Annotated in this window: 24 protein-coding genes and 1 tRNA gene; 10 read left to right on the top strand and 15 right to left on the bottom strand. The window is 61.7% G+C overall.

Going from position 1 to position 25838, the window contains the following annotated elements; translation table 11 throughout:
* Positions 1-68: 68 nt before the first annotated feature.
* The 3 genes from cgtA to rplU form a co-directional block, all read right to left on the bottom strand.
* Positions 69-1190, bottom strand: coding sequence for an Obg family GTPase CgtA (gene cgtA / locus PQR40_RS29665; protein WP_408231221.1), 1122 nt, complete (start codon positions 1188-1190; stop codon positions 69-71).
* A 241-nt stretch (positions 1191-1431) separates the two neighbouring features.
* On the bottom strand, positions 1432-1695 hold the full coding sequence (gene rpmA, locus PQR40_RS29660) for a 50S ribosomal protein L27 (RefSeq protein ID WP_007180330.1): 264 nt from the start codon (positions 1693-1695) through the stop codon (positions 1432-1434).
* Positions 1696-1720: 25 nt separating this feature from the next.
* Positions 1721-2032 carry a 50S ribosomal protein L21 gene (gene rplU / locus PQR40_RS29655; RefSeq protein WP_007180329.1) on the bottom strand — a complete coding sequence of 104 codons (312 nt, stop codon included), beginning with the start codon at positions 2030-2032 and terminating at the stop codon, positions 1721-1723.
* Between the two features lie 238 nt (positions 2033-2270).
* On the opposite strand from rplU, the gene PQR40_RS29650 reads away from it, so the two are divergent.
* The 9 genes from PQR40_RS29650 (at position 2271) to PQR40_RS29610 (ending at position 10510) form a co-directional block, all read left to right on the top strand.
* Positions 2271-3263, top strand: a complete 993-nt coding sequence (locus PQR40_RS29650) for a polyprenyl synthetase family protein (protein WP_408231218.1) — start codon at positions 2271-2273, stop codon at positions 3261-3263.
* Between the two features lie 38 nt (positions 3264-3301).
* A tRNA-Pro gene (locus PQR40_RS29645) sits at positions 3302-3378 on the top strand.
* 203 nt (positions 3379-3581) lie between these two features.
* Positions 3582-4886, top strand: a complete 1305-nt coding sequence (locus PQR40_RS29640) for an HlyC/CorC family transporter (RefSeq protein ID WP_408510459.1) — start codon at positions 3582-3584, stop codon at positions 4884-4886.
* Between the two features lie 130 nt (positions 4887-5016).
* Positions 5017-6324 (top strand): GspE/PulE family protein, encoded by a 1308-nt coding sequence (locus tag PQR40_RS29635; RefSeq protein WP_408510458.1) that lies wholly within the window; start codon positions 5017-5019, stop codon positions 6322-6324.
* Complete coding sequence (locus PQR40_RS29630) at positions 6321-7550, top strand: type II secretion system F family protein (RefSeq protein WP_408510457.1); 1230 nt, start codon at positions 6321-6323, stop codon at positions 7548-7550. The genes PQR40_RS29635 and PQR40_RS29630 overlap by 4 nt, the downstream gene beginning before the upstream one ends.
* A gap of 28 nt (positions 7551-7578) precedes the next feature.
* Positions 7579-8520, top strand: a complete 942-nt coding sequence (locus PQR40_RS29625) for a prepilin peptidase (RefSeq protein WP_408510456.1) — start codon at positions 7579-7581, stop codon at positions 8518-8520.
* Positions 8521-8523: 3 nt separating this feature from the next.
* Positions 8524-9126, top strand: a complete 603-nt coding sequence (gene coaE, locus PQR40_RS29620; protein WP_408510455.1) for a dephospho-CoA kinase — start codon at positions 8524-8526, stop codon at positions 9124-9126.
* A gap of 316 nt (positions 9127-9442) precedes the next feature.
* On the top strand, positions 9443-10198 hold the full coding sequence (zapD, locus tag PQR40_RS29615) for a cell division protein ZapD (protein ID WP_325046545.1): 756 nt from the start codon (positions 9443-9445) through the stop codon (positions 10196-10198).
* Between the two features lie 114 nt (positions 10199-10312).
* On the top strand, positions 10313-10510 hold the full coding sequence (locus PQR40_RS29610) for a DNA gyrase inhibitor YacG (protein ID WP_408231201.1): 198 nt from the start codon (positions 10313-10315) through the stop codon (positions 10508-10510).
* Between the two features lie 104 nt (positions 10511-10614).
* On the opposite strand, the gene PQR40_RS29605 is transcribed toward PQR40_RS29610, so the two are convergent.
* The 4 genes from PQR40_RS29605 to secA all read right to left on the bottom strand — a co-directional run bounded on the left by PQR40_RS29605 (position 10615) and on the right by secA (position 16159).
* On the bottom strand, positions 10615-11037 hold the full coding sequence (locus tag PQR40_RS29605) for an NUDIX domain-containing protein (RefSeq protein ID WP_325046547.1): 423 nt from the start codon (positions 11035-11037) through the stop codon (positions 10615-10617).
* Positions 11034-11903, bottom strand: coding sequence for an ATP-binding protein (locus PQR40_RS29600; protein WP_408231197.1), 870 nt, complete (start codon positions 11901-11903; stop codon positions 11034-11036). Before PQR40_RS29600 ends, PQR40_RS29605 begins: the two co-directional genes overlap by 4 nt.
* A gap of 53 nt (positions 11904-11956) precedes the next feature.
* Positions 11957-13198 carry a bifunctional glutamate N-acetyltransferase/amino-acid acetyltransferase ArgJ gene (gene argJ, locus PQR40_RS29595; RefSeq protein ID WP_408510454.1) on the bottom strand — a complete coding sequence of 414 codons (1242 nt, stop codon included), beginning with the start codon at positions 13196-13198 and terminating at the stop codon, positions 11957-11959.
* 150 nt (positions 13199-13348) lie between these two features.
* Positions 13349-16159 (bottom strand): preprotein translocase subunit SecA, encoded by a 2811-nt coding sequence (secA, locus tag PQR40_RS29590; RefSeq protein WP_408510484.1) that lies wholly within the window; start codon positions 16157-16159, stop codon positions 13349-13351.
* Positions 16160-16449: 290 nt separating this feature from the next.
* On the opposite strand from secA, the gene PQR40_RS29585 reads away from it, so the two are divergent.
* Entirely contained in the window at positions 16450-16935 is a 486-nt protein-coding gene (locus PQR40_RS29585) for a DciA family protein (protein ID WP_325046550.1), read from the top strand.
* 80 nt (positions 16936-17015) lie between these two features.
* Here the strand turns inward: PQR40_RS29585 and lpxC are convergent, their stop codons facing one another.
* The 8 genes from lpxC to murG form a co-directional block, all read right to left on the bottom strand.
* Entirely contained in the window at positions 17016-17933 is a 918-nt protein-coding gene (lpxC, locus tag PQR40_RS29580; RefSeq protein WP_408231190.1) for a UDP-3-O-acyl-N-acetylglucosamine deacetylase, read from the bottom strand.
* A gap of 290 nt (positions 17934-18223) precedes the next feature.
* The gene (locus PQR40_RS29575; protein WP_408231187.1) at positions 18224-18727 is read right to left on the bottom strand and encodes a peroxiredoxin; all 504 of its coding nucleotides are present in this window, start codon (positions 18725-18727) and stop codon (positions 18224-18226) included.
* 250 nt (positions 18728-18977) lie between these two features.
* A complete protein-coding gene (ftsZ, locus tag PQR40_RS29570) occupies positions 18978-20174 on the bottom strand; it encodes a cell division protein FtsZ (protein WP_408231184.1) in 1197 nt (398 codons plus the stop codon).
* 132 nt (positions 20175-20306) lie between these two features.
* Positions 20307-21539 (bottom strand): cell division protein FtsA, encoded by a 1233-nt coding sequence (gene ftsA, locus PQR40_RS29565; protein WP_007180311.1) that lies wholly within the window; start codon positions 21537-21539, stop codon positions 20307-20309.
* A gap of 27 nt (positions 21540-21566) precedes the next feature.
* Entirely contained in the window at positions 21567-22319 is a 753-nt protein-coding gene (locus PQR40_RS29560) for a cell division protein FtsQ/DivIB (RefSeq protein ID WP_408231181.1), read from the bottom strand.
* Between the two features lie 35 nt (positions 22320-22354).
* Positions 22355-23296, bottom strand: coding sequence for a D-alanine--D-alanine ligase (locus tag PQR40_RS29555; protein ID WP_408231178.1), 942 nt, complete (start codon positions 23294-23296; stop codon positions 22355-22357).
* A gap of 1 nt (position 23297) precedes the next feature.
* On the bottom strand, positions 23298-24701 hold the full coding sequence (murC, locus tag PQR40_RS29550; protein ID WP_408510453.1) for a UDP-N-acetylmuramate--L-alanine ligase: 1404 nt from the start codon (positions 24699-24701) through the stop codon (positions 23298-23300).
* The gene (gene murG, locus PQR40_RS29545) at positions 24698-25816 is read right to left on the bottom strand and encodes an undecaprenyldiphospho-muramoylpentapeptide beta-N-acetylglucosaminyltransferase (RefSeq protein WP_408231542.1); all 1119 of its coding nucleotides are present in this window, start codon (positions 25814-25816) and stop codon (positions 24698-24700) included. Before murG ends, murC begins: the two co-directional genes overlap by 4 nt.
* Positions 25817-25838 lie beyond the last annotated feature (22 nt).

Genomic DNA, 25838 nt, shown 5'->3' with positions numbered 1-25838 from the left:
GCGGTCTCCCAAGATGACGCGTGATGCATGCCGGCAGCCCTCGCGGACGCCGGCGCTCAGGCTTGTTATTACTGCGGGTCGGCGCCGGAGTCGTCCGGAGCAGCGGCCGGTGCTTCCGGTTTCTCGCGGAAACGCACATCAGCGGCGAGATCTTCGGCTTCGGCCGCGCGCTGCGCGTCTGAATGCGCGGCGATGTGGTCATACACCGCGTAACAAAGACTCTCGCAACCCTGACCGGTCAGCGCCGAGATTTCGAACACCGGACCCTCCCAGCCGTAGCCTTCGATGAATGCCGACACGCGCGCTTCGCGCTCGTCTTCGGGCACCATATCAAGCTTGTTGAGCACCAGCCAGCGCGGCTTCTCATAGAGCAGTTCGTCGTACTTGCGCAGTTCGTTGACGATCGCCTTGGCTTCCGCAACCGGATCGACAGCTTCGTCGAACGGCGCCAGGTCAACGATATGCAGCAGCAGACCGGTACGCTGCAGGTGACGCAGAAACTGGTGACCGAGGCCGGCGCCTTCTGCCGCGCCTTCGATCAGGCCAGGAATGTCGGCAATCACGAAGCTGCGACTCGGCCCGACACGCACCACGCCGAGATTGGGCGCGAGCGTCGTGAACGGGTAATCCGCGATTTTCGGCCGCGCATTCGACACCGACGAGATGAAGGTCGACTTGCCGGCGTTCGGCATGCCGAGCAGACCGACGTCGGCCAGCACCTTCAATTCGAGGCGCACCATGCGGCGCTCGCCGGGCTTGCCGTCGGTTTTCTGACGCGGCGCACGGTTCGTGCTGGATTTGAAATGCAGGTTACCGAGACCGCCTGCGCCGCCTTGTGCGATCTGCACGCTCTGGTTGTGCTCGGTCAAATCGGCGATCAGCTCGCCGGTTTCCATATCGCTGATGGTCGTGCCGACCGGCATGCGCAGCGTGATATCGTCGCCACCCTTGCCGTAGCAGTCCGCGCCGCGGCCGTTTTCGCCGTTGCGCGCCAAATGTTTTTTCGCGTAGCGGTAGTCGATCAGCGTGTTGATGTTGCGGTCCGCGACCGCGATCACGCTGCCGCCCCGGCCGCCGTCGCCGCCATCCGGACCGCCGAACGGAACGAATTTCTCGCGGCGCATCGACGCGCTGCCATCCCCTCCGTCGCCGGCGATGACTTCAATCCTCGCTTCGTCAATGAACTTCATGCGTAACTCCGTCCCGTGATGTGCTGCTAGATGGTGCTGCTGGGTTGATGCTTTCAGATGTTGCTATTTTGCCGCGCCCGCCGTGCGGTGAGCAATCAGCCAAACGGCTAGCCTTGCCGGCGCATGGCAATCCGATCCACAGAATCGCCAATTTCGGCCAGCAAAAAGATGCTGCAATAAAAAAGGCCCCGCGAACTTCGCGGGGCCTTTTTCCGGTCCTGAAGCCCGTGCCTGATTAAACTCAGACTGCTGCCGGGACGACGTTGACCATGTGCTTCTTCGCTGCGCCCTTCGTCGAGAAATTGACGTGGCCGTCCGTCAGCGCGAACAAGGTGTGATCCTTGCCGATACCGACGTTTTCGCCCGGGTGCATGCGCGTGCCACGTTGGCGAACGATGATGCCGCCAGCGTTGATGGCCTGACCGCCGTAAACCTTGACGCCGAGACGCTTCGATTCAGAGTCGCGGCCGTTGCGGGATGATCCGCCTGCCTTTTTGTGTGCCATTTGATTTGCTCCTTAACCGTTGCGCTTACGCGTTGATCGCGTCGATGCGCAGTTCGGTATAGTTCTGGCGGTGGCCGCCATGCTTCTGGTAGTGCTTCCGGCGACGCATCTTGAAGATGGTCACTTTTGCGTGACGACCTTGCGACACGACGGTAGCCTTGACGGAAGCCCCACTGACCAGCGGCGTACCGAACTTAATCGATTCGCCTTCGCCCACTGCGAGAACCTGGTCGAGCGTGATTTCAGCGTCAATGTCTGCCGGTATCTGTTCTACTTTAAGTTTTTCGCCGACGGCAACTTTATACTGCTTGCCACCGGTTTTTATGACCGCGTACATTGAGAACCTCACTCTGTGTTCATTTTTCCCACGCACCGCGCGCGGAAACCCGTGATTATACATAGAGTTAGCTGCTCGGTCAAAACTCATTGAGAGGCGCCACGCGCACCGCCCGGGGCCTTGCCGTCCAGCCCCGGCAGCGGCCCGGCCGCTACCTCCGTCGTGCCGTGCCGCAGCCAGCGACCCGGAACTGCCGCGATTCGCCTTATAATTCGCGGCACTACCCAATTCAGCCATCATGTCGTCGACTGCCACCCCCTCCTCCAACGCCGCCAGCCTGCTTGCTCCGATCGCCGAAGACATGCAGCAGGTCAATCGCGTCATACGGCACCGTCTGGCATCCGAAGTGATGCTGATCAATCAGATCTCAGAGTACATCATCAGCGCCGGGGGCAAACGGCTGCGGCCCGCGCTGCTGCTGCTGGTGGCGGGTGCACTGGGCGAAACCACCGGGCACCGGCACGAACTGGCCGCGGTAGTGGAATTCATCCACACGGCCACGCTGCTGCACGACGACGTGGTCGATGAATCCGATCTGCGGCGTGGCCGCCAGACTGCCAATGCGCTGTTCGGCAACGCCGCGAGCGTCCTGGTCGGCGACTTCCTGTACTCGCGCTCGTTCCAGATGATGGTCGGCGTGGGCAAGATGCGGGTGATGGAAATCCTGTCGGAGGCGACCAACATCATCTCCGAGGGCGAAGTCCTGCAACTGCTGAATATGCACGACGCCGACGTGGACGAAGCGCGCTACATGCAGGTCATCCGCTACAAAACCGCCAAGCTGTTCGAAGCTGCCGCCCAGCTCGGCGCGGTGCTGGCCGGTTCAGATGCAAAAACCGAAGCCGCCGCGGCGGAATTCGGCCGCCGCATCGGCACCGCGTTCCAGATCATGGACGACTGGCTCGACTACACGGGCACGGCTGAATCGATGGGCAAGAATGCCGGGGACGATCTGCGCGAAGGCAAACCCACGCTCCCGTTGATCTATCTGATCGAACGCGGCACGCCGGAGCAGTCGGCGCTCGCGCGGGAAGCCATCGAGCAAGGCGGCACAGATCGTTTCGACACGATTTTCGAAGCGATCACGCGCTCCGGCGCACTAGACCACACGCTCGAATGCGCGAAGCAGGAAGCTCTCGCCGCAGCTGCAGCAATTTCTTCATTTCCGGATTCCATTTTCAAAGATAGCCTGCTAGAATTATGTTCTTACTCGACGGCAAGACAGTCTTAAACGAGACTGAAACACCGTAGGAGTCCAGCAGTATGAATCGGGGTGTAGCTTAGCCTGGTAGAGCGCTACGTTCGGGACGTAGAGGCCGGAGGTTCGAATCCTCTCACCCCGACCAGATTTGCCTTGTTCGCTCAAGGCCCGAAAAACCGCCCAGCTTGCTTGGCGGTTTTTTTGTTTTGGGTCGCAGTTTTTTGCGCCTGGCCAGTGCCTTGCCGTTCCGTGTGATTTGCCTTAAGCGTCTTGGACCGTCCGCACAACCGGTTCGCACGGCCCCCTCTGCTATATTCTCTCCATCCTGTCCCCTATCCTTCGCTACGCGTGGAACAACTTCCCTTATGGGCGCAGATCGGCGCCATCTTTCTGCTGCTTATCTGCTCCAGCTTCTTTTCGATTTCCGAAACGGCGATGATGGCGATCAACCGCCATCGCCTGAAACATCTTGCCAATCAGAATGCGCTCGGCGCGAAGACTACTCAGGGTCTTCTGGCGCACACCGACCAACTGTTGAGCGTGGTCCTGATCGGCAACAATCTCTTCAACACGATCATTCCGGTGCTCACCACGTCGATCGCGCTGCATACGTTCGGCCGCAATAACGTCGTGCTGTCGATTGCGACCGGCATCGTCGCGTTTCTGATTATCGTGTTTGCGGAAATCACGCCGAAAATTGTCGGCGCGACGTTCCCGGAGAAGATCGCGCTGCCGGCCAGCCTGCTGATCGCACCGATGATGCGTATCGGCAAGCCACTCGTCTGGTTCGTCAATCTGTTCGCGAACGCCATCTTGCGAGTGCTGCATATCAATACCAAAGGCGCGCACGATCAACGGCTTTCCACTGAAGAGTTGCGCACCATCGTGCTCGAATCAGGCAGCTTCATGCCGACCAAGCACCGCAGCATTCTGTTGAACCTGTTCGACCTCGAGAACATCTCTGTCGACGACGTGATGATCCCGCGCCGCCGCATTGAAGCACTCGACTTCGACGCGCCGTTCGAACAGATCCTGCATCAGCTGGAAACCTGTTACCACAACAAACTGATCGTCTATCAAGGCGACATCGACCGCGTGCTCGGCGTGCTGCACGTGCGCAAAACACTGGCTGCCCTGCATAACCAGGAACTGGAGCGCGAGACGCTGCGCGAATTGCTGGCCGAGCCGTATTTCGTGCCGACCGGTACACCGGTATTCCAGCAACTACAGTACTTCCAGGAGAGCCGTCACCGCACGGCGCTGGTTGTGAACGAATACGGCGAGTTGCAAGGGCTGGTCACGCCGGAAGACATCATCGAAGAGCTGATCGGTGAATTCACCACGTCGATTCCGCGTAGCGCCAATTCGCGCGGCGGCTGGAACGAGAGCGGCGAATGTATCGTTGCGGGCAGCATGCCGCTACGCGAGCTGAACCGCTGGCTGCATCTCACGCTGCCGACCGACGGACCGAAAACGCTCAACGGGCTGATTCTCGAGATCCTCGAAGAGATTCCCGATGGCGACGTGTGCGTGCAGATCGGCGAGATGAAACTCGAAGTGATGCGTAGCGACGACCAGGCGATTCGCACCGTCAAGCTGTTCAAACCACCCACTCGGGCGGGTGCGAAAGCCACCAAAACTGCACGCGGCTAAGACTTATGCGCTGCAGCATCGCATATAGACACGGCGCGCGCCATTAGCCGATTGGCTGAATGGTGGTGTGAGTGGCCTTACCGGATGATGGAGTCGTCGTGTTCTACAGGCGGCTCATCACCGGTCTCCCATGCAAGATTCTTTTCAACGCGCGGCGTCGTTGCGGCCTGTCGCTGTCGATAGCGAAAGCGCAGCCAAACCCAGGCACAACGCCTTCGCGGCCGACGCCAGCGTCAGTGCCAATCTCAACTCGAGTCTCTCCAATTCCGACAATGCGCCTGCCGTACGCCTGCTAACGGACACGTTGCAGGAGGCAACCCGCCGCAATGCATCGGACCTGCACATCGAACCAGCGGAGCATGGCTGGCGCTTGCGTTTGCGCATCGACGGCGTACTGCATGAAATCCCGCAGCCCCCGGCGCATCTGCGCGACGCGTTCATCACGCGCGTGAAGGTGCTCGCGCGCATGGATATCGCCGAGCGGCGCGTGCCGCAGGACGGGCGGCTGCGTATTGCCACCTCGCCCGGCCGCGTCGAAGACTATCGCGTCAACTCGCTGCCTACACTGTTCGGTGAAAAGCTGGTTTTGCGCAGGCTCGACGCACTGCCCACCGATCTTTCGCTCGACTCGCTCGGCCTCGATCCTCGACAACGTGAAGCAGTCGATACCGCGATTCGCGCACCGCACGGCCTCGTGCTCGTCACCGGCCCTACCGGTAGCGGCAAGACGCTGTCGCTGTACTGCTTCCTGCACATGCTCAACGATGAGGCGCGCAATTTGTGCTCGGTGGAGGATCCGGCGGAAATCCAATTGGCGGGTATCAATCAGGTGAGCGTGCGCGAAAAAGCCGGCCTGACATTCGCGGTAGCGCTGCGTGCGTTTCTCCGCCAGGACCCCGATGTGATCATGGTTGGCGAGATCCGCGACGACGAAACCGCCGATGTTGCCGTGAAGGCCGCGCAGACCGGCCACCTCGTCCTGTCAACCTTGCACACGAATGACGCGCCTGCTGCCGTCGCGCGCCTGATCGACATCGGCGTCGAGCCATATAACCTGGCCGCCGCGCTAAGGATGGTGACGGCACAACGGCTCGTGCGGCGGCTTTGCGTAGCGTGTCGCGTACCTGCGCCGCAATCGGCGGCGGCGCTGCGAGCAGCGGGCTTCGCCGCCGATCAGCTCGGCTGCTGGCAACCCTTTGGCGCCGCCGGTTGCGCTGCATGCCACGGCATCGGCTACCGGGGCCGGGTCGGGGTTCATCAGGTGATGCCTGTGTCCGACGCGATGCGCGAGTTGATCGTGGCGCGCGCAGGCACCCATGAACTGGCTCGGCTCGCGCAAACTGAACAGGTCGCCACCTTGCGCAACGCAGCCTTGGCGCGTGTGCGCGACGGCACTACAAGCCTCGCCGAAGCGCTGGCAACCACCGAGGTCGCATGAGCACCGCGACGATTCATCCACCGCCAGCGACCGAGATGCGTTTCAAATGGCGCGGCGTCGATAGTGACGGCATACAAAAAGCCGGTGCCCTCATTGCGCCGGACGTAAGCACCGCGCGAGCCATACTCAAGCGCGACAAACTATTCATCGTCGAACTCACGGCGCGCGGACCGGCCCCGCGTCCCCAAACCCGCACCACCGACGTCACCGTGTTCACCCGTCAACTTGCCAGTCTGCTACGCGCCGGTTTGCCGCTCGCACCTTCACTGGAACTACTGGCACAAGCGCAGAGTTCGCGCCGGCAAGGCATGCCGCGGATCGTCGGCGTGCTGGCACGCGATATCACGAGCGGCCTGCGCTTTTCGGCGGCATTGCAGCGGCATCCTGCACAGTTCAACGCATTCTATTGCCAGCTTGTCGAAGTCGGCGAGGCGGCGGGCGCGCTGGCGGCGATCCTCGCCCGTATCGCCGACGACCGCGAACGCGCCGCCGCACAACGCGCCAAGGTCCGCGCGGCGCTGACCTATCCAGTCGCGATCCTGTTGCTTGCAGTCGCAATCACCGCGGCACTGCTGGTGTGGGTCGTACCGACCTTCAAGCAGATCTTCGACGGCTTCGGCGCGAAACTGCCCGCGCCGACGCAGTTCGTGCTGGCTTTATCGGCAGGTGCCGCGCGATGGAGCATTCCCCTGATCGTCATGATTTTCGCAGCGGGTTCGGCTGTGACTTTTCTGCAACGACGTTCCGAAGCGGCGCGCATCCGGCTCGCGCGCTTATCGCTGACAATGCCGGTCGCCGGTCCATTGCTGCGCACCTTGTGCGCGGCGCGCTGGAGCCGCGCGCTCGGCACCTTGCTGTCGGCCGGCACACCGCTCGCAGACGCGTTTGATTCACTGACTCACGCCACCGGCAACGCTTTCTTTGATCGCGCCACCGTGGAAATTGCCGCCAGGCTGCGGCGCGGCGAACGGCTCGCCGCAGCCATGCGCGCGGCGCACTGCTTTCCGCAGGAGGTCGTGCAGCCGGTTGCGGTTGCCGAGGAGTCCGGAGCACTCGACACAATGCTGATCGATGTAGCCTCGCTCGCCGACCGTCAGGTAGACGAAAAGATCAGCACGCTCTCAAGCCTGTGCGAGCCGCTTGTCATTATCGTGCTGGGTACGCTGGTCGGCGGACTCGTGATCGCGATGTATCTTCCCATTATTCAACTCGGCAACGTGGTGTAGCATCGCAGCCGAATCCCACCCTTTATCTATGCAGGCCACCATTCCGCTCGTGTCAGATACTTCTTCCAGCCTGCTCTCGGGCTTGCTGCCGGGCCACTACGCGACCAGTCTCGGCCTCGCCTTTGGCAGCTTGCCCAGCGGTCTGCAGATCGCATTCGCGATCGTAGTCGGTCTGGTGATCGGCAGCTTCCTGAACGTGGTCGTGCACAGGGTGCCGATCATGCTGGAGCGTGCATGGCGCGAGGAGGTCAGCGAAGCCACCGAAGAACCGCTCGAAAACGACGGTTTGCCCGCCCGCTACAACCTGTGGGCGCCGCGTAGCGCGTGCCCTCACTGCGGCCATGTGCTCAGCGCGTGGGAGAACCTGCCGGTGCTGAGCTATCTGCTGTTGCGCGGACGCTGCTCCGCATGCAAGACACGCATAAGCCTGCGCTATCCGCTGCTCGAAATCACCTGCGCCGGCTTTGCGACAGGGGCACTCGCGCTGTACGGACCGACCGGCATGGCACTCGCCGCCTTCGGACTATGCGCCGCATTGCTTGCAATGAGCGCGATCGACATCGACACCCATCTGCTTCCTGACTCCATGACGCTGCCGCTTTTGTGGGCGGGCCTCATCGTCAACTTCAATGGCATGTTCGCAAGTCTCCACGATGCCGTGCTGGGCGCGATCTTCGGCTATCTGGTGCTGTGGGCCGTGCATTGGCTGTTCCGGCTGGTGCGTGGCGTTGAAGGTATGGGTTATGGTGACTTCAAACTGCTGGCTGCGCTTGGCGCCTGGCTCGGCTGGGCCGCATTGCCGCAGATCGTGCTGATCGCGGCGGTCGCCGGCGCGGTGGTCGGTCTCGCGGCGACGTGGCGCGGCCGCATGCGCTTCGAGGAGCCGCTGCCGTTCGGGCCATTTCTCGCAGCGGGCGGTGCTGTCACGCTATTTCTCGGCACACCGCTTTATCTGGCGTTGGGAGGCTAAAGCATGTTTGCTGTGGGATTGACCGGTGGCATCGGCAGCGGCAAATCGACCGTGGCCGACCTGTTCACCGCGCATGGCGTGCCGCTTGTCGACACGGACCTGATCGCGCACCGCATTACGGCGCCACATGGCATTGCGATGCCGCAGATCGCCGCGGAGTTCGGCGACTCATTCGTTGCCGCAGACGGCTCGCTCGACCGCGCCCGCATGCGCACGCTGGTGTTCAGCGAGGACGGCGCGCGCAAACGCCTTGAAAGCATCACGCATCCGTTGATTCGCGCGGAGACCGAGCGCGAAAAGCGTGAGGCACAAGGGCCGTACGTAATCGTGGTGGTACCGCTGCTCGTCGAGTCGGGGAACTGGAAGACTCGCGTGAATCGCGTGCTGACGGTCGATTGCAGCGTCGAGACCCAAATCTCGCGCGTGATGAGTCGCAACGGGTTCAATCGTGAACAGGTGCTGGCAATCATCGCCCGCCAGGCAACGCGCGAAGCACGCCTCGCCGCGGCCGACGACGTAATCAACAATGACAGCGTGCCGCTCGACGCGCTCAAGACGCACGTCGATGCACAGCACCGCGTCTATCTGTCGCTAGCGGGCGCGTGAAAACGCACGGAACGCGGTTTGCAGAGCGGCATCTCCGCCGGTGAGCGTTCGATGACGCACCCTGACCCGACACATGCGCGCCACGTAAGCACCGTATAAGCACCTCACGAACGGCACATGCAGTCATGCGCACCACGTCTCGTGCCCATCCGTTGAACTTTGCTGCGGCACACGAGCCGAAGCATGCAGAAAACCGTCCAAAACACGTGAAAAAAGTTGTGAATGGGCGCTGAAAAAGTGCGTGATTGCTAGGGTAGTCTCACGGCATTAGAATGTTCTGCATTCCTGTCACCGACCACGCCCGAGGCGAGCCCGCTTGATCCTTTACGAGTATCCCTTCAACGAGCGAATCCGGACGCTATTGCGCCTCGAAGATCTGTTCGAGCGCTTCACGTTCTTTCTGACCCAGGAAGACGCCAGGGAACATCACGTCGCACTGACAACGTTGTTCGAAATCTCAGACGTTGCCGGTCGCGCGGATCTGAAGTCCGATCTGATGAAGGAACTCGAACGCCAACGGCAAACCCTGGCGCCGTTCCGGGGCAATCCGGGCATCGAGCAGAATGCGCTGGAGGCGGTGCTGGGAGAAATCGAGCAGACCCTGTCAGGGCTTTCACAGATGCAGGGCAAGACCGGCCAGCATCTGGCAGACAACGAGTGGCTCGCCAGCATCCGCAGCCGCGCGATCATCCCAGGTGGCACCTGCAAGTTCGATTTGCCTTCGTACTACGCGTGGCAGCAGATTCATCCCGATCAGCGCCGTCAGGACATCGCCAAATGGGTCACTCCGCTGCTGCCGTTGCGCGATGCGGCAACAATCGTGCTGCGCCTCGCGCGCGAATCCGGTCAGGCGTCCAAGGTCATGGCGATGCAGGGCAGCTATCAGCAGATGCTGTCAGGCCGTTCATACCAGTTGATGCAGGTACGGGTGACGCCTGAATTGCGGGTGATTCCAGAGGCCAGCGCTAACAAATACATGCTCTGGGTGCGGTTCACGGTGCAGGACGGCGATTTGCGTCCGCGCGCGGTGGATGTCGACGTGCCGTTCCAACTCACGCTTTGCAGCCTGTAAGCCAGCCTTTAAGGGCCGTCTCGTAGAGACGAATCGCGGGGCCGCGCCTTTAAAGCGGCGAACAATGCCCCTATATTCATTACTTGTTCCGTTTCCGATCGACTGCCTGACCGTATGCCTACTGCCGTCAAATGCCCCACTTGTGGGAAGGATGTCCGCTGGACCCCTGAAAACCGCTTCCGCCCGTTCTGCTCAGACCGCTGCAAGCAGACCGACCTTGGCGCCTGGGCCGCTGAGAAGTACAAGATAGGCGGCACGGAGGAAGAAACGCCACCGGACGAGTCGCCAGGTGAGGGTTACAACCCGCACTGAGCGCCAGTGCACTGCACAAGGCTGTAGAGGCACGCAAAAGCGTGCTGCAGTCGCGCGAGGCGACGCCGCTCACGCAGCGCCGCTTGCAACCACTCGCCATTTTTCTAGTTTTTCTCGGCCGCGAGCCATTCCAGCACGGGAATCGTCGCTGGCAATAACGGTGAGACGTCAGCCGGCAGCATCTGCCAGACAAATGCCTGACCCTCGCGACCGTGCGGCTCGCCGGTCCACTCCGTCACCTTGCAGAAGAACAGCCGCACGTACGCATGCGGGTAATCGTGTTCGAGCGTGTGCCAGAGATGGCTCGCCCTGACGTCGATACCCAGTTCCTCGTGCAGTTCGCGGGCTAGTGCGGCCTCGACCGACTCGCCCGCCTCCAGCTTGCCGCCCGGAAACTCCCAGTACCCTTCGTACGGCTTGCCTGCCGGGCGCTGCGCCAGCAGATAACGTCCGTCCGGCTGAATCAGCACACCAACGGCGACTTCAGTCACCGGGCGGCCTGCCGCGTTCTTCTGCGCGTCACTCATACGGGGGTCTTCCGGCCGGACCAGTCGCGAGCGAATTGCCATGCGACACGCCCGGAGCGCGAACCGCGCTCCAGCGCCCACACCAGTGCATCGCCGCGCGCCGCCTCGACTTCCGCGTCGTCGCAGCCGAAATGGCGCAGCCAGTGGCCGATGATCGACAGGTAGTCGTCCTGCTTGAACGGATAGAAACTGACCCATAACCCGAAGCGCTCGGACAGTGAGATCTTTTCTTCAACCAGTTCACCCGGATGAATCTCGCCGTCGGACGTGTGCTTGTACGTCTCGTTGTCGCTCATGTACTCCGGCAACAGATGGCGGCGGTTGGACGTTGCGTAAATCAGCACGTTGTCCGACTGCGCAGCGATCGAGCCGTCCAGCGCAACCTTCAGCGCTTTGTAGCCCGACTCACCGTCTTCGAACGACAGGTCGTCGCAGAACACCACGAAGCGCTCCGGCCGCTGCGCGATCAGATCGACGATGTCGCCGAGATCATGCAAATCGTCTTTATCCACTTCGATCAGGCGCAAACCGTCTTTCGCATAGGCGTTCAGGCAAGCCTTGATCAGCGACGACTTGCCAGTGCCGCGCGCGCCCGTCAACAGCACGTTATTGGCCGGCTGCTTGTGTACGAATTGACGGGTGTTCTGCTCGATCAGGCCTTTCTGGCGATCGATGTTTTGCAGGTCGTCGAGCGTGATCGACGAGATGGCCGGAACCGGCTGTAGATAGCCGCGCCCCTGGCGCTTGCGCCAGCGAAAAGCAACCGCTGCCGACCAGTCGATCTCCGGTGCAGCGGGCGGAAGCATCGCTTCGAGGCGGACGAGCACGGCTTCGGCCCGGGTCAGAAACTGTTCGAGTTTGTCCATGGCTGTGAGGTAAGCGGCCAGATGCCGCGTAAAAACCCTAATTAGGAACCTGGTTACGAGCGATAGTCGGCGTTGATGCTCACGTAGTCGTGCGACAGATCGCAAGTCCAGATCGTGGCTTGCGCATTGCCGCGGCCGAGTACGACGCGAATGCCGATCTCGCTCTTTTTCATGACGCGCTGGCCGTCTTCCTCACGGTAGGCCGGATTGCGGCCGCCGGCAGTGGCGACCAGCACGTCGTCCAGATACAGATCGATCTTGCCGACGTCGAGATCGTCCACGCCGGCATAGCCGATGGCCGCGAGAATGCGGCCGAGATTCGGGTCCGATGCATAGAAGGCCGTCTTCACGAGCGGCGAATGGCCAATCGCGTACGCGATCTGGCGGCATTCGCCGACGCTCGAGCCGCCTTCGACATGCACGGTCATAAATTTGGTCGCGCCTTCGCCGTCGCGCACGATCAGTTGTGCGAGGGTTTGAGCGACTTCGGTCACCGCGTCGCGCAACGCGGCATAAGCGGGCGAATCGGTGGACGTGACCGCCGGCAGGCTCGATTTGCCCGAGGCGATCAGGATGAAAGAATCGTTGGTCGACGTATCCCCGTCGATCGTGATGCAGTTGAACGAGCGATCCGCCACGTGCTTGACCAGTGCGTCGAGCACCGGTTGCGCGACGGCAGCGTCGAACGCGAGGAAGCCGAGCATGGTCGCCATGTTCGGCTTGATCATGCCGGCGCCCTTGCTGATGCCAGTGAGCGTGACGGTGTGGCCGTCGATTGTGACCTGGCGCGAGGTGGCTTTCGGCAGCGTGTCCGTGGTCATGATCGCCTGGGCGGCGTCATACCAGTTGGCTTCCTTGCGGTTCGCCAGTGCAGCCGGCAGACCTGCCTTCAAACGATCGACCGGCAACGGCTCCAGAATCACGCCTGTTGAGAACGGCAAAACCTGTTCCGGCGTGATGTCCGCGAGACGCGCGAGTTCGGCGCAGGTTTCGCGCGCAGCCACGAGACCCGGCTCACCGGTGCCTGCGTTTGCATTACCGGTGTTGATCACCAGCGCGCAAATCGGCTTGCCGCCGGCGCGTACGCGCTCCAGATTCTCGCGGCACACCGTCACGGGCGCCGCACAAAAGCGGTTCTGCGTAAACACACCGCCGACCGTTGCGCCTTCGCCGACGGAAATTACGAGCACGTCCTTGCGGTTCGGTTTGCGGATATTCGCCTCCGCCCAGCCTAGCGTGACGCCAGCGATGGGACGGAGTTGAGCGGGATCGATCGAGGGGAAATTGACAGCCATGGTCGCGACCTGTCGAAGAAAATGCCGGCAGGCGCCGGCATCGAGGGATCGAAAACTGATGGTTCGGGCGTGTTGCCGAACCATCGCGAAATCACCAGCAAAGCACCGTGTAAAACGAAACGGCGCGCTCGGAGCACGCCGCTTTCGGCATTACGCGATCTTGCCGTGGCACTGCTTGTACTTCTTGCCGCTACCGCACGGGCACGGGTCGTTGCGGCCGACCTTCGGCACGCTGTCCGCGCTCGGGTCCGACGCGAGGGCTTGCGAGGAGCCGTGGCTCATCGCGTCGCCGATCATTGCGGCGGTAGCGGCTTCCGCAGCGGCAGGCGCTGCTGCTGCCGCTTCGGCGAATTCGGCATGACGGAACTCGACGTTCTCGAGGTGGCTGCCCTGCTCTTCGTACTGCTCGGCAGCCTGTTCCAGCTGTTCCGGCGACTGGATCTGCACGTTCATCACCACACGGGTGACTTCGAGCTTCACGGCGTCGAGCATCGCAGCGAACAGTTCGAACGCCTCGCGCTTGTATTCCTGCTTCGGATTCTTCTGCGCGTAACCGCGCAGATGGATGCCCTGGCGCAGGTGATCGAGCGCGGCCAGATGTTCGCGCCAGCTGCGGTCCAGCGTTTGCAGCATGATCGAGCGTTCGAACGCGCTGAATGATTCGCGGCCGACCTGTTCGACCTTCGATTCGTACGCTTCGTCCGCGGCGGCTTCAACAGCTTCGAGGATCTCGTCCACGCTGATCGAGTTCGACTCGTTGATCATTTCCTGAATCGCGAGGTCGAGCTGCCATTCGTTGCGCAGCACTTCTTCCAGCTCGGGCACGTCCCACTGCTCTTCAATGCTGCCGGCCGGCACAAACTGGTGAACGATATCGGCGATCACGCCATGACGCATGGCGCCGATGGTTTCGGTGATGTCGTTCGCTTCGAGCAATTCATTGCGCTGCTGATAGATCACCTTGCGCTGATCGTTCGACACATCGTCGTATTCGAGCAATTGCTTGCGAACGTCGAAGTTGCGCGCTTCAACCTTGCGCTGCGCCGATTCGATCGAACGCGACACGATGCCCGCCTCGATCGCCTCGCCTTCCGGCATTTTCAGGCGGTCCATGATCGCGCGCACGCGATCGCCCGCGAAAATGCGCAGCAGCGGATCTTCCAGCGACAGATAGAAGCGTGACGAACCCGGGTCGCCCTGACGGCCGGCACGGCCGCGCAGCTGGTTATCGATCCGGCGCGATTCGTGACGTTCGGTGCCGATGATGTGCAGACCGCCCGCGGCCTTCACCTGGTCGTGCAGCGCCTGCCATTCGTCGTGCAGCTTCTGGATACGAGTCTGCTTTTCAGCGTCGGAAAGCGTTTCATCCAACTCGAGGAACGACGCCTGCTTTTCGGCATTGCCGCCGAGCACGATGTCGGTACCGCGACCGGCCATGTTCGTGGCGATCGTGACCCGCTTCGGACGGCCGGCTTCGGCGACGATCTCAGCTTCACGCGCGTGCTGCTTGGCGTTCAGCACTTCGTGCGGCAACCCGGCCTGCTTCAGCAAATGCGACAGCAGTTCCGAGTTTTCGATCGACGTCGTACCGACCAGCACCGGCTGACCACGCTCATAGCAATCGCGGATGTCGCGAATCACCGCGTCGTAGCGCTCCTTGGCGGTCTTGTAGATCTGATCCTGCTTGTCGAGCCGCTTCGGCGGACGATTGGTCGGGATCACGACCGTTTCGAGACCGTAGATCTCGTTGAATTCGTACGCTTCGGTATCGGCCGTGCCGGTCATGCCGGACAGCTTCGCGTACATACGGAAGTAGTTCTGGAACGTGATCGACGCGAGCGTCTGGTTCTCGCTCTGGATCTTGACGTGTTCTTTCGCCTCAACCGCCTGGTGCAGGCCATCCGACCAGCGGCGGCCCGACATCAGACGGCCGGTGAATTCGTCGACGATCACGACTTCGCCGTTCTGCACGACGTAGTGCTGATCCTTGAAGAACAGCGTGTGCGCGCGCAGTGCGGCGTACACGTGGTGCATCAGCGTGATGTTCTGCGGCGCATACAGGCTTTCGCCTTCACCGATCAGGCCCCATTCGCCGAGCAGGTGCTCGGCCTTTTCGTGGCCCGATTCCGTCAGGAAAACCTGGCGGCCTTTCTCGTCCAGCGTGTAGTCGCCCGGCTTTTCGACGCCGGTGCCGTCCGCCTTCTCTTCGCCGATCTGGCGTTCGAGCAGCGGCGGCAGCGCATTCATGCGCACGTAGAGTTCGGTGTGATCTTCGGCCTGGCCGGAGATGATCAGCGGGGTGCGGGCTTCGTCGATCAGGATCGAGTCGACCTCGTCGACCACCGCGAAATTCAGGGCTCGCTGCACGCGCGCGTCGGTCTCGTAGACCATGTTGTCGCGCAGGTAGTCGAAGCCGAATTCGTTGTTGGTGCCGTAGGTAATGTCAGCGGCGTACGCTTCCTGCTTCGCGCCATGATCCATCTGCGACAGATTAATGCCGACCGACAGACCGAGGAAGTTGTACAGACGCGCCATCCATTCCGCGTCGCGCTGAGCCAGGTAGTCGTTGACCGTGACGACGTGCACGCCGCGGCCGGACAGCGCATTCAGGTACACCGGCAACGTAGCGACGAGCGTCTTGCCTTCGCCGGTACGCATTTCGCCGATCTTGCCGTAGTGCAGGACCATGCCGCCGATCAGCTGAACGTCGAAGTGGCGCATTTTCAGCACCCGCTTGCTGGCCTCGCGGCACACCGCGAAGGCTTCCGGCAGGAGCTTGTCGAGCGACTCGCCACTCGCGACACGCTGGCGGAATTCACCCGTTTTGGCGCGCAGTTGGTCGTCCGTCAATTGCTCGATCTGCGGCTCGAGCGCATTGATCGCCGTGACGGTCTTTTGATATTGCTTGACTAGCCGCTGGTTGCGGCTGCCAAAAATCTTCTGTAGAAAACCGGTGGTCATCGGATCGGTGTCTGCGTCGCGGCTTCGGCTGGTTCGCGGCGTGCGGTTCATGCACGTGCGCTCCGGGGTCGGAAGGGCCTCGGCGGCTTAGTCCAAGAGTGAATTCGAATCGGGCATTTTAGCACGCGCCCCCGCCCGCGCCTGTGTCAGCAGCGCGACGGCGGCAAGGCACAGAAAGCCCGCCGCAGCGACCTCCAACGGGTCGCATTGAGGCGGGTCCGCGTGCATCCCGCGCGGTACAATCGCGGCGTGAACGCGCATAGGGTGCGAACACGCCGTCACGACTAAACATGAGCCGTTTTCCGTCCTTTTCAAGGCCGCCGCCCAAGCAGTTCAAAGCGCGCCGCCCGCAGCCCGTCGCCGAAGTGCTGAATCGCACCGACGCGTTCGTGGCACTGCGCGCGGGCGTCGAGCAGATTGCTGCGCTGGAAAAGGATCTGCGCGAGCTGTTGCCGGATTATCTGGCCACGAGCGTCGAACCGAGCTTCATCAAGGAAGGCGTGCTGGCCCTGTTTGCCGCGCACAACGCACTGGCAGCGCGCCTGCGCCAGATTGAGCCGAGACTGCTGTCGGACCTGCAGCAGCGCGGCTGGCCGGTCAATGCGCTGCGGATTCGCGTGCGGCCACAACCCCTGAAGGAGCCGCCGCCGGTCAAGCAGGCGCGCATGACGCCGGTCGGCGCGGATGCGCTGCAAGCGCTCTCCGAATCGCTCGCGCCTTCGCCGCTGCAGGAAGCGTTGGCCAAAATGGCTGCGCGGCATCGGAGAAATCGCTGAACAAAAAATAAGCGGCCCTGATGGGCCGCTTATTTTTCATCCATTCGCTTCGGAAATTTCATCCGAAGCCACTATTCAGATTACGCAAACGCCGTCTGCGTTTCGTACGCGAAGCCGCGCGGCGCCTTCTGCGTGTCGTCGAACGTGACGATTTCGTACGAATCCTCGTGCGCCAGAAGTTCGCGCAGCAGTGCGTTGTTCAACCCGTGGCCCGACTTGTACGCCGTGTACGAAGCCAGCAACGGATGACCGATCACATACAGATCGCCGATCGCGTCGAGCATCTTATGCTTCACGAATTCGTCGTCGTAACGAAGCCCGTCGTTGTTCAGAATGCGGTATTCGTCCAGCACGATGGCGTTATCCATGCTGCCGCCGCGCGCCAAACCGAGTTCGCGCATCATTTCTACTTCATGCGCAAAACCAAACGTACGCGCACGAGCGATTTCCCGCACATACGACGTATGGGCAAAATCCACTTCCAGCGCCTGGCCGGTTTTATCCACAGCCGGGTGACGGAAATCGATGGTGAATTTGAGCTTGAAACCGAAATACGGATCGAGACGCGCGAATTTATCGCCGTCGCGAATTTCCACAGGCTTGGTGACCTTGATGAATTTCTTCGGCGCGTTCTGTTCTTCAATACCGGCCGACTGAATCAGAAACACGAACGAACCTGCACTGCCGTCCATGATCGGAATTTCTTCAGCGGTAACGTCGATATAAAGATTATCGATGCCGAGGCCTGCGCATGCGGACATCAAATGCTCGATGGTCGACACGCGCGCGCCGTCTTTCTGCAAAACGGAAGCCAGACGCGTATCGCCAATCGCCAACGCCGACGCAGGGATGTCCACCGGCGTGGCCAAATCCACGCGCGAAAACACGATGCCAGTGTCCGCCGCCGCCGGGCGGAGCGTCAGGTCGACTTTGCGGCCGGAGTGCAGGCCGATGCCGACTGTCTTGACGATTGATTTGATAGTGCGCTGCTTCAACATGGTGATCTTCTGTTCGATTGAAAATCCCAATCGGGACTTTTTATTCCATAGCGCGAAGTATACTCCAATACCCTAGGGAGCGTCTTTGCGCGGAACGTATCAATCTGTTTCGCTGCATTACCCAATGGGCGCCCGTCAGGGAAAGCGTGACGGGCCGATGTCCGGAACGGAGGCGTTTCCGGTCATCGGCCCGCGTAACGGCCTGTCACAAAAGCGTCTTAAGCGCCGTTGCCCTGATACAACGCGGTAACCGCGCAGGCTCGAGGCGAAGCGATCTAACGCAATCGTAACTAGCTCAACGTAGCGAGAATACTCCCTGCATCGCTCACTTCGAATTTGCCGGCAGCCTCGACGTTCAACGTCTTGACCACGCCGTCGTCGACAACCATTGCGTAGCGCTGGGAACGGATTCCCATGCCGCGCGCCGACAAATCCTGCTCAAGACCGAGCGCCCGCGTGAAAGCCGCACTGCCGTCCGCCATCATGCGCACCTTGCCCGAGGCGTGCTGATCGCGTCCCCACGCGCCCATTACGAACGCGTCGTTGACGGACACGCACCAGATCTCGTCGACGCCAAGAGCGCGCAACTGCTCGGCGTGCTCGACGTAACCCGGTACATGTTTGGCCGAACAGGTCGGCGTGAACGCGCCCGGCAACCCGAAGATCACCACGCGCTTGCCCGTCGTCTGCTCGTGCACGTTGAAGCTGTTAGGCCCCAGCGTGCAGCCCGCTCGCGCGTCTTCGACGAATTCGAAGAGCGTCGCGTCGGGCAGCTTTTCACCTGTCTGAATCATGCTCAGTCCTTTGCATCGATGCGAAGCACGCTCGCACGTTGTCGTGTCGCAGTGAATTCAGCGTCTGCCTAACTACAGGCTCCGCCATCCGGCGACAGTCGCCCCATCCGCTTCGCGAATCCGAAGAGGGCACTTGTCCTTGCCGCGAATCAGACGATACGCGGCTTGTTTGCCGTTCACCCGCCACGCTCGTGCATTCGTCCGCCAGCGCTGCTAAAAACAACGCGGCAACGAAAGCCTGCTCGTGCGTTCAGTCCGCCTGCTTGCGCAGGAACGCCGGAATGTCGTACGTATCGACGCCCTTTTCCTGCAGCGCCTGCACGTGCGAAGCCGCCGTATCGCGCGACGTGCGCCACACGGCCGGCGTGTCCAGCGCGCCGTAATCGGCCGTGCTTGCATGCGACGACGACGGTGTGTAGGCAGCATGCGTGCTGATCGGCTGGTTGTCCGTGCCGGTGCGCAGCAGCGTCATCGGCGCCGATTGCTGCTTCTTCGCCGCACGGCCCAGGCCCGTTGCCACGACCGTCACACGCAGTGCATCGCCCATTGCATCGTCGTACACCGCGCCGAAGATCACGGTTGCGTCTTCTGCAGCATAGCTCTTGATGGTGTTCATCACTTCGCGCGTTTCCGACAGACGCAGCGAACGGCTCGACGTGATGTTGACCAGCACGCCACGCGCGCCCGACAGATCCACCCCTTCCAGCAGCGGGCTGGCCACAGCCTGCTCAGCAGCCAGACGTGCGCGATCGACACCGGCAACCGTCGCCGTGCCCATCATCGCCTTGCCCTGCTCGCCCATCACCGTCTTCACGTCTTCGAAGTCGACGTTCACCAGACCATCAACGTTGATTATTTCCGCGATACCGGCAACTGCGTTGTTCAGAACGTCGTCTGCGCACTGGAAGCACTTGTCCATCTCGGCGTCATCGCCCATCACCTCGAACAGCTTGTCGTTCAGAACGACGATCAGCGAGTCGACGTGATCCTCCAGTTGCTGCGAACCCGCTTCTGCCACACGCATACGCTTGCCGCCTTCGAATTCGAACGGCTTGCTGACCACGCCAACAGTCAAGATACCCATTTCCTTGGCGATCTGCGCGACCACCGGTGCTGCACCCGTACCCGTGCCGCCACCCATGCCTGCGGTGATGAACACCATGTGGGCGCCGCGCAGTGCGTCTGCGATGCGCTCACGTGCTTCTTCTGCAGCGGCGCGGCCCATTTCCGGCTTGGCACCAGCGCCCAGACCCGTGTTGCCGAGCTGGATCACCGCGGAAGCGCGCGAACGCGACAGAGCCTGCGCGTCCGTGTTCATCACGATGAAGTCGACGCCTTGCACGCCTTTGTTGATCATGTGCTGAACGGCATTGCCGCCAGCGCCACCTACTCCGATCACCTTGATGATGGTGCCGTTCGTTTCGGTTTCCAGCATCTGGAATTCCATGTTGCCTCCGTCAAGATAAAAAATTGCAGCCACTTCGGCCGTTATTCGGCAGGAGATCGGGCAACCCCCTGTCGCGCGCCAGCCGCCGGCACCAGCGCGTGTTTACGTCAAACCGTTCAAAACTCGAATTCGTCAGAAGTTGCCGAGGAACCAGTCTTTCATTCGCGTGAAGACCTGACCCATCGACCCCGACTGCACTGCGACCTTGCGGCCGCGCATCCGTTGCGAGCGCCCTTCGACGAGCAGACCCATCGCCGTCGAGTAGCGCGGGTTCCGCACTACGTCAGCGAGACCGCCCGCGTATTCCGGCACACCAATGCGCACCGGCTTCAGGAAAATGTCCTCGCCGAGTTCGACCATGCCGAGCATCATCGACGCGCCGCCGGTCAGCACCACGCCGGAGCTCAGCAATTCCTCGTAACCCGACTCGCGCACGACTTGCTGCACGAGCGAAAACAGTTCTTCGACACGCGGCTCGACCACCGCCGCCAGCGCCTGGCGCGACAGCGTGCGCGGACCGCGCTCGCCGAGACCCGGCACTTCGATCATTTCGTCCGGGTCGGCCAAGGCCTGCTTCGCAATGCCGTAGTCGACCTTGATGTCTTCCGCGTCCGGCGTCGGCGTACGCAATGCCATCGCGATGTCGCTCGTGATCTGGTCGCCGGCGATCGGAATCACCGCCGTGTGACGAATCGCGCCTTCGCTGAAAATCGCAATATCAGTCGTGCCGCCGCCGATATCGACCAGCACCACGCCAAGTTCTTTTTCATCTTCTGTCAGCACCGCCAGCGACGAAGCGAGCGGCTGCAGGATCAGATCGTTGACCTCTAGCCCGCAACGGCGCACGCACTTGACGATGTTCTGCGCCGCGCTCACCGCGCCGGTGACGATATGCACCTTCACTTCCAGCCGGATGCCGCTCATACCGATCGGCTCGCGCACATCTTCCTGACCGTCGATGATGAATTCCTGCGTCAGGATGTGCAGCACCTGCTGATCGGTCGGGATGTTGATCGCCTTCGCCGTCTCGATCACGCGCGCGACGTCGGTCTGCGTGACTTCCTTCTCCTTGATCGCCACCATGCCGCTCGAATTGAAGCTGCGGATATGGCTGCCGGCGATCCCGGTAAACACGTTTGTAATCTTGCAGTCGGCCATCAGTTCGGCTTCTTCAAGCGCGCGCTGAATGGACTGCACGGTGGCCTCGATGTTCACCACCACGCCTTTCTTGAGCCCCTTGGATTCGCTCTGGCCGAGGCCGATCACCTCGTAGTGACCCTCGCCCTTCAATTCGGCGACGATAGCCACTACCTTCGACGTCCCAATGTCGAGGGCGACCAGCAGATCTTTATAGTCTTTACTCATAGCGTGCTCATTGCGTGTGATGTCCGTTTACTTCTTGCCCTTGTCGGGTTCGCTGATGAAGCGCATGCCAGCGGCACGAATCGCGAAACCGTTCGGATAGCGCAAGTCCGCATACTCAATATCCTTCCCCCAACGTTGCGTCACCGCGTTCCACGCCGCGGTCAGGCGCTTGCTGCGATCCAGCAGCGTGTCCTGATTGCGTTCGCGCCCAAGTTCCACCTGCATTCCGTTCGACAGCTTCACCGTCCACGCGTAACGCGGCGACAGCGTGACTTCATCCGGCGTCGCGCCTAACGGCGCAAACCACTTCTTGAAATCGCTATAACGCGCGACGACTTCTTTTGCCGTACCGTCCGGGCCGTCGAACGCGGGCAGCTCTTCTTCGAGCTCACCCTGGTTCGCGGTGAACAGTTCGCCGTCCACGCTCACCAGTTGATCGCTGCCCCACGTTCCAAGCGGTTTGTACTCCTCGAGCGTGACAGCCAGCGCATTCGGCCAGACTCGCCGCACGCTCGCGTGTCGCACCCACGGCATCTGCTCGAACGCCTGCCGCGCGACATCGAGATCCACCGTAAAAAAGTTGCCCTTCAACCGCCCTACCACACCGGCGCGCACCGTCGGCGAATTGATGTGCTCCGTGTCGCCGTCGATCTGGATTTCGCGCAGCGCGAAATTCGGACGCTGGATCAGCCAGTAACCGCCTGCCGCCAGCAGCACGAGCACCAGCAACGCATGCAATGCGTTGGCGGCGAGATTGAGCTGGCGAACGTTGTTCCACATGGTGTTGCTTTCGGGTTGCCCCGCTTAGTCCTTGGTTAGTCCTTAAGCGTCAGCGCCAACACGCTGACAACCAGTTCCTGATAGCTGATGCCCACCGCACGCGCCGCTTTTGGCGGCAGCGAGTGATCGGTCATGCCAGGCGCCGTGTTCACTTCCAGGAAATACGGATTGCCGTCCGCATCCAGCATGAAATCGGCACGGCCCCAATCGGTGCAGCCGAGTACGTCGAACGAACGGCGCGCCAGCACTTTCAGACGCGCCTCTTCGTCGGTTGCCAGACCGCACGGAATCAAATACTGCGTGTCGTTAGCGATGTACTTAGCGTGGTAGTCGTAGAACTCGCCGGCCGGCACGATGCGGATCACCGGCAGATCGAGATCGCCGGCGATACACGCGGTGTACTCGCCGCCACCTTCAATGCTCTTTTCGACCACGACGATCTTGTCGTACTTGACCGCTTCGATCAGCGCTGCTGGCAATGCGTCGGCACTTTTCACCTTGATCACCGCGACGCTCGAGCCTTCGCTCGCTGGCTTCACGAACAACGGCAAGCCGAGCTTCGCGACGATGTCTTTCGCGCGTGCTTCGTAGTCGTCGCCGCGCAGCACGGCCTCGAACGGCGGCGTCGGAATGCCGAGTTGCTGCCACACGAGCTTGGTGCGGAACTTGTCCAGACCGAGCGCCGAGCCGAGCACGCCGCTGCCGTTGTACTTGATGCCGTAAAAATCGAGCGCGCCCTGAATCTGGCCATTCTCGCCATAGCCGCCATGCAGTGCAATGAACGCACGGTCGAAACCTTCTGCCTTCAGCTCGGCGAGCGGACGCTCGGACGGGTCGAAAGAATGGGCGTCGATACCGGCATCGCGCAGCGCTTGCAACACCAGGCGGCCGGACGTAAGCGACACTTCGCGCTCGGCAGATACACCACCGAGCAGCACTGCCACTTTGCCGAATTGTTTAGGGTCGATGCTGCTCATCTCACACCTTCGTTTCTTGCGCCAGGCGACCCGGCACACCGCCGATCGAACCCGCGCCCATCGTGATCACCACATCGCCGTCGCGCACCACTGCTGAGAGCGCGTCCGGCACTTCATCCACCGTATCGACAAACACCGGTTCGACCTTGCCCGCCACACGCAGCGCGCGTGCCAGGGCGCGGCCGTCCGCGGCGACGATCGGCGCTTCACCGGCCGAATAGACTTCGGTCAGCACAAGAGCGTCGACGGTCGACAGCACCTTCACAAAATCTTCGAAGCAATCGCGCGTGCGCGTGAAGCGGTGCGGCTGGAATGCCAGCACCAGACGCCGCCCCGGAAACGCACCGCGCGCCGCTGCTACCGTAGCCGCCATTTCAACCGGGTGATGACCGTAGTCGTCGACCAGCGTGTACGCGCCGGCAGGTTTGCCTTCCGACACGACCGGCACTTCACCGTAACGCTGGAAGCGCCGTCCCACGCCGTTGAAATCCGCGAGTGCTCGCTGGATATCGGCATCTTTCACTTCAAGTTCAGTCGCGATTGCGATTGCGGCCAAAGCGTTCTGCACGTTGTGCTCGCCCGGCAGGTTCAGGACGATGTCGATCGGCGCCGCGTCTTCGCGCATTGCCGTGAAATGCATCTTGCCGTTGTGTGCTTCTACATTGACCGCGCGCACTTGCGCGTCCGGAGCAAAACCGTAGCGGATGATCGGCTTCGACACGAACGGCAGGATCTCCTTCACGTTCGGATCGTCGACACACAGCACCGCGATCCCATAGAACGGCAGACGGTGCGTGAATTCGATGAACGCCTGCTTGAGCCGCGCGAAGTCGTGGCCGTAGGTGTCCATGTGATCGGCGTCGATGTTCGTGATGACCTCGATCACCGGGAACAGATTCAGGAACGACGCATCCGACTCATCCGCTTCAGCAACGATGAAGTCGCCCGTACCCAGACGCGCATTCGCGCCCGCGCTGATCAGACGGCCGCCAATCACAAACGTCGGATCCAGGCCGCCCGCCGCCAGCACGCTCGCCACCAGCGACGTGGTTGTGGTCTTGCCGTGCGTGCCGGCAATCGCGATGCCCTGCTTCAGGCGCATCAGTTCCGCGAGCATCACCGCGCGCGGCACGATCGGAATGCGGCGATGACGCGCGGCCAGCACTTCCGGGTTGTCGCTGCGCACCGCTGTGGAAACGACCACGGCGTTGGCGCCTTCGATGTTCTCCGCCGCGTGACCGATCTCGATCCGCGCGCCGAGTGCGGCGAGGCGATCGGTGATCGCGTTGCTCGTAAGATCCGAACCGCTCACCTGATAGCCGAGGTTGACCAGCACCTCCGCGATGCCGCTCATGCCGACACCGCCGATGCCGACAAAGTGAATATGTTTGACGATGTGTTTCATTGCTTTCCTTCTGGGCTCGCGCCCGAAATCGAACCCGCCACAGTCGCGCAAATCTGTGCGACCTGTTCCGTGGCGTCGGGTTTCGCGAGCGAGCGCGAACGCTCCGCCATTTCCGCGAGCGTCTCTCGCGTCTGGCTGCGCAACCAGTCGGCGAGCTTTTCCGCCGACAGATCGCGTTGCTGCACGACCAGCGCCGCGCCGTTATCAGCGAGGAACGCTGCATTAGTGGTTTGGTGATCGTCTACTGCAAATGGGAACGGCACAAAAAACGCCGCCACCCCTACTGCTGAAATTTCCGACACCGTCATCGCGCCCGAACGGCAGATCACCAGATCCGCATTTGCATACGCGCTCGTCATGTCGTCGATGAAGGGTACGAGTTCTACATCGGCACCAGCCTGCAGACCCGCTGCCGCGTAGTTCTCACGCAGCGCGTCAATATGCTTCGCGCCCGCCTGATGCACGATGCGCGGACGTTCATTCGGCGCCAGCAGCGCAACCGCGCGAGGCACCACTTCATTCAACGCCGCCGCGCCCAGACTGCCGCCCACCACCAGCACATTCAGTGGACCGCTGCGCTGCGCGTAGCGTGCTTTGGGTGCAGTTGCGCGCGCAAGTTCCGCGCGAATCGGGTTTCCGGTCCATTCGCCGTGCGGCAGCGCATTCGGAAATGCCACCAGCACGCGTTTGGCGACTTTCGCAAGCACCTTGTTCGCGAGACCCGCGATCGAATTCTGTTCATGCAGCACCAGCGGACGGCCGCTTAACGCAGTCATCAAACCTGCCGGGAACGTGATGTAGCCGCCCATGCCGAGCACGACGTCCGGCTTCACGCGACGCAACACGCTCAGACTCTGCGAGCAGGCGCGCAGCAGATTCAGCGGCAACATCAGCTTGGTCTTCAGGCCTTTGCCTCGCAGTCCGCCAAAGCGCACGTATTCCATCGGGATGCCGTGTTTCGGCACTAGCGTGGCTTCCATGCCCGCCGGGTTGCCAAGCCATACGACCTTCCAGCCCCACGCCTGCATCAGGTGCGCGACCGCGAGCCCCGGGAACACATGTCCCCCGGTGCCACCGGCCATCACCATCAGCGTGCGTTGCGGGAGAGCCGTCATACCTTCCCCCCACGCATCAGCA

It is taken from the genome of Paraburkholderia sediminicola, from assembly GCF_046026855.1.
Lineage (GTDB): Bacteria > Pseudomonadota > Gammaproteobacteria > Burkholderiales > Burkholderiaceae > Paraburkholderia > Paraburkholderia sediminicola_A.
The sequence above is the reverse complement of the archived record's forward strand: the minus strand, read 5'-3'. Positions and strand labels throughout refer to the sequence as shown.

Coding starts and splice junctions, on each gene's coding strand:
- cgtA (WP_408231221.1), bottom strand. CDS start 1,190: ATGAAGTTCATTGACGAAGCGAGGATTGAAGTCATCGCCGGCGACGGA.
- rpmA (WP_007180330.1), bottom strand. CDS start 1,695: ATGGCACACAAAAAGGCAGGCGGATCATCCCGCAACGGCCGCGACTCT.
- rplU (WP_007180329.1), bottom strand. CDS start 2,032: ATGTACGCGGTCATAAAAACCGGTGGCAAGCAGTATAAAGTTGCCGTC.
- PQR40_RS29650 (WP_408231218.1), top strand. CDS start 2,271: ATGTCGTCGACTGCCACCCCCTCCTCCAACGCCGCCAGCCTGCTTGCT.
- PQR40_RS29635 (WP_408510458.1), top strand. CDS start 5,017: ATGCAAGATTCTTTTCAACGCGCGGCGTCGTTGCGGCCTGTCGCTGTC.
- PQR40_RS29630 (WP_408510457.1), top strand. CDS start 6,321: ATGAGCACCGCGACGATTCATCCACCGCCAGCGACCGAGATGCGTTTC.
- PQR40_RS29625 (WP_408510456.1), top strand. CDS start 7,579: ATGCAGGCCACCATTCCGCTCGTGTCAGATACTTCTTCCAGCCTGCTC.
- coaE (WP_408510455.1), top strand. CDS start 8,524: ATGTTTGCTGTGGGATTGACCGGTGGCATCGGCAGCGGCAAATCGACC.
- PQR40_RS29610 (WP_408231201.1), top strand. CDS start 10,313: ATGCCTACTGCCGTCAAATGCCCCACTTGTGGGAAGGATGTCCGCTGG.
- PQR40_RS29605 (WP_325046547.1), bottom strand. CDS start 11,037: ATGAGTGACGCGCAGAAGAACGCGGCAGGCCGCCCGGTGACTGAAGTC.
- PQR40_RS29600 (WP_408231197.1), bottom strand. CDS start 11,903: ATGGACAAACTCGAACAGTTTCTGACCCGGGCCGAAGCCGTGCTCGTC.
- argJ (WP_408510454.1), bottom strand. CDS start 13,198: ATGGCTGTCAATTTCCCCTCGATCGATCCCGCTCAACTCCGTCCCATC.
- secA (WP_408510484.1), bottom strand. CDS start 16,159: ATGACCACCGGTTTTCTACAGAAGATTTTTGGCAGCCGCAACCAGCGG.
- PQR40_RS29585 (WP_325046550.1), top strand. CDS start 16,450: ATGAGCCGTTTTCCGTCCTTTTCAAGGCCGCCGCCCAAGCAGTTCAAA.
- lpxC (WP_408231190.1), bottom strand. CDS start 17,933: ATGTTGAAGCAGCGCACTATCAAATCAATCGTCAAGACAGTCGGCATC.
- PQR40_RS29575 (WP_408231187.1), bottom strand. CDS start 18,727: ATGATTCAGACAGGTGAAAAGCTGCCCGACGCGACGCTCTTCGAATTC.
- ftsZ (WP_408231184.1), bottom strand. CDS start 20,174: ATGGAATTCCAGATGCTGGAAACCGAAACGAACGGCACCATCATCAAG.
- ftsA (WP_007180311.1), bottom strand. CDS start 21,539: ATGAGTAAAGACTATAAAGATCTGCTGGTCGCCCTCGACATTGGGACG.
- PQR40_RS29560 (WP_408231181.1), bottom strand. CDS start 22,319: ATGTGGAACAACGTTCGCCAGCTCAATCTCGCCGCCAACGCATTGCAT.
- PQR40_RS29555 (WP_408231178.1), bottom strand. CDS start 23,296: ATGAGCAGCATCGACCCTAAACAATTCGGCAAAGTGGCAGTGCTGCTC.
- murC (WP_408510453.1), bottom strand. CDS start 24,701: ATGAAACACATCGTCAAACATATTCACTTTGTCGGCATCGGCGGTGTC.
- murG (WP_408231542.1), bottom strand. CDS start 25,816: ATGACGGCTCTCCCGCAACGCACGCTGATGGTGATGGCCGGTGGCACC.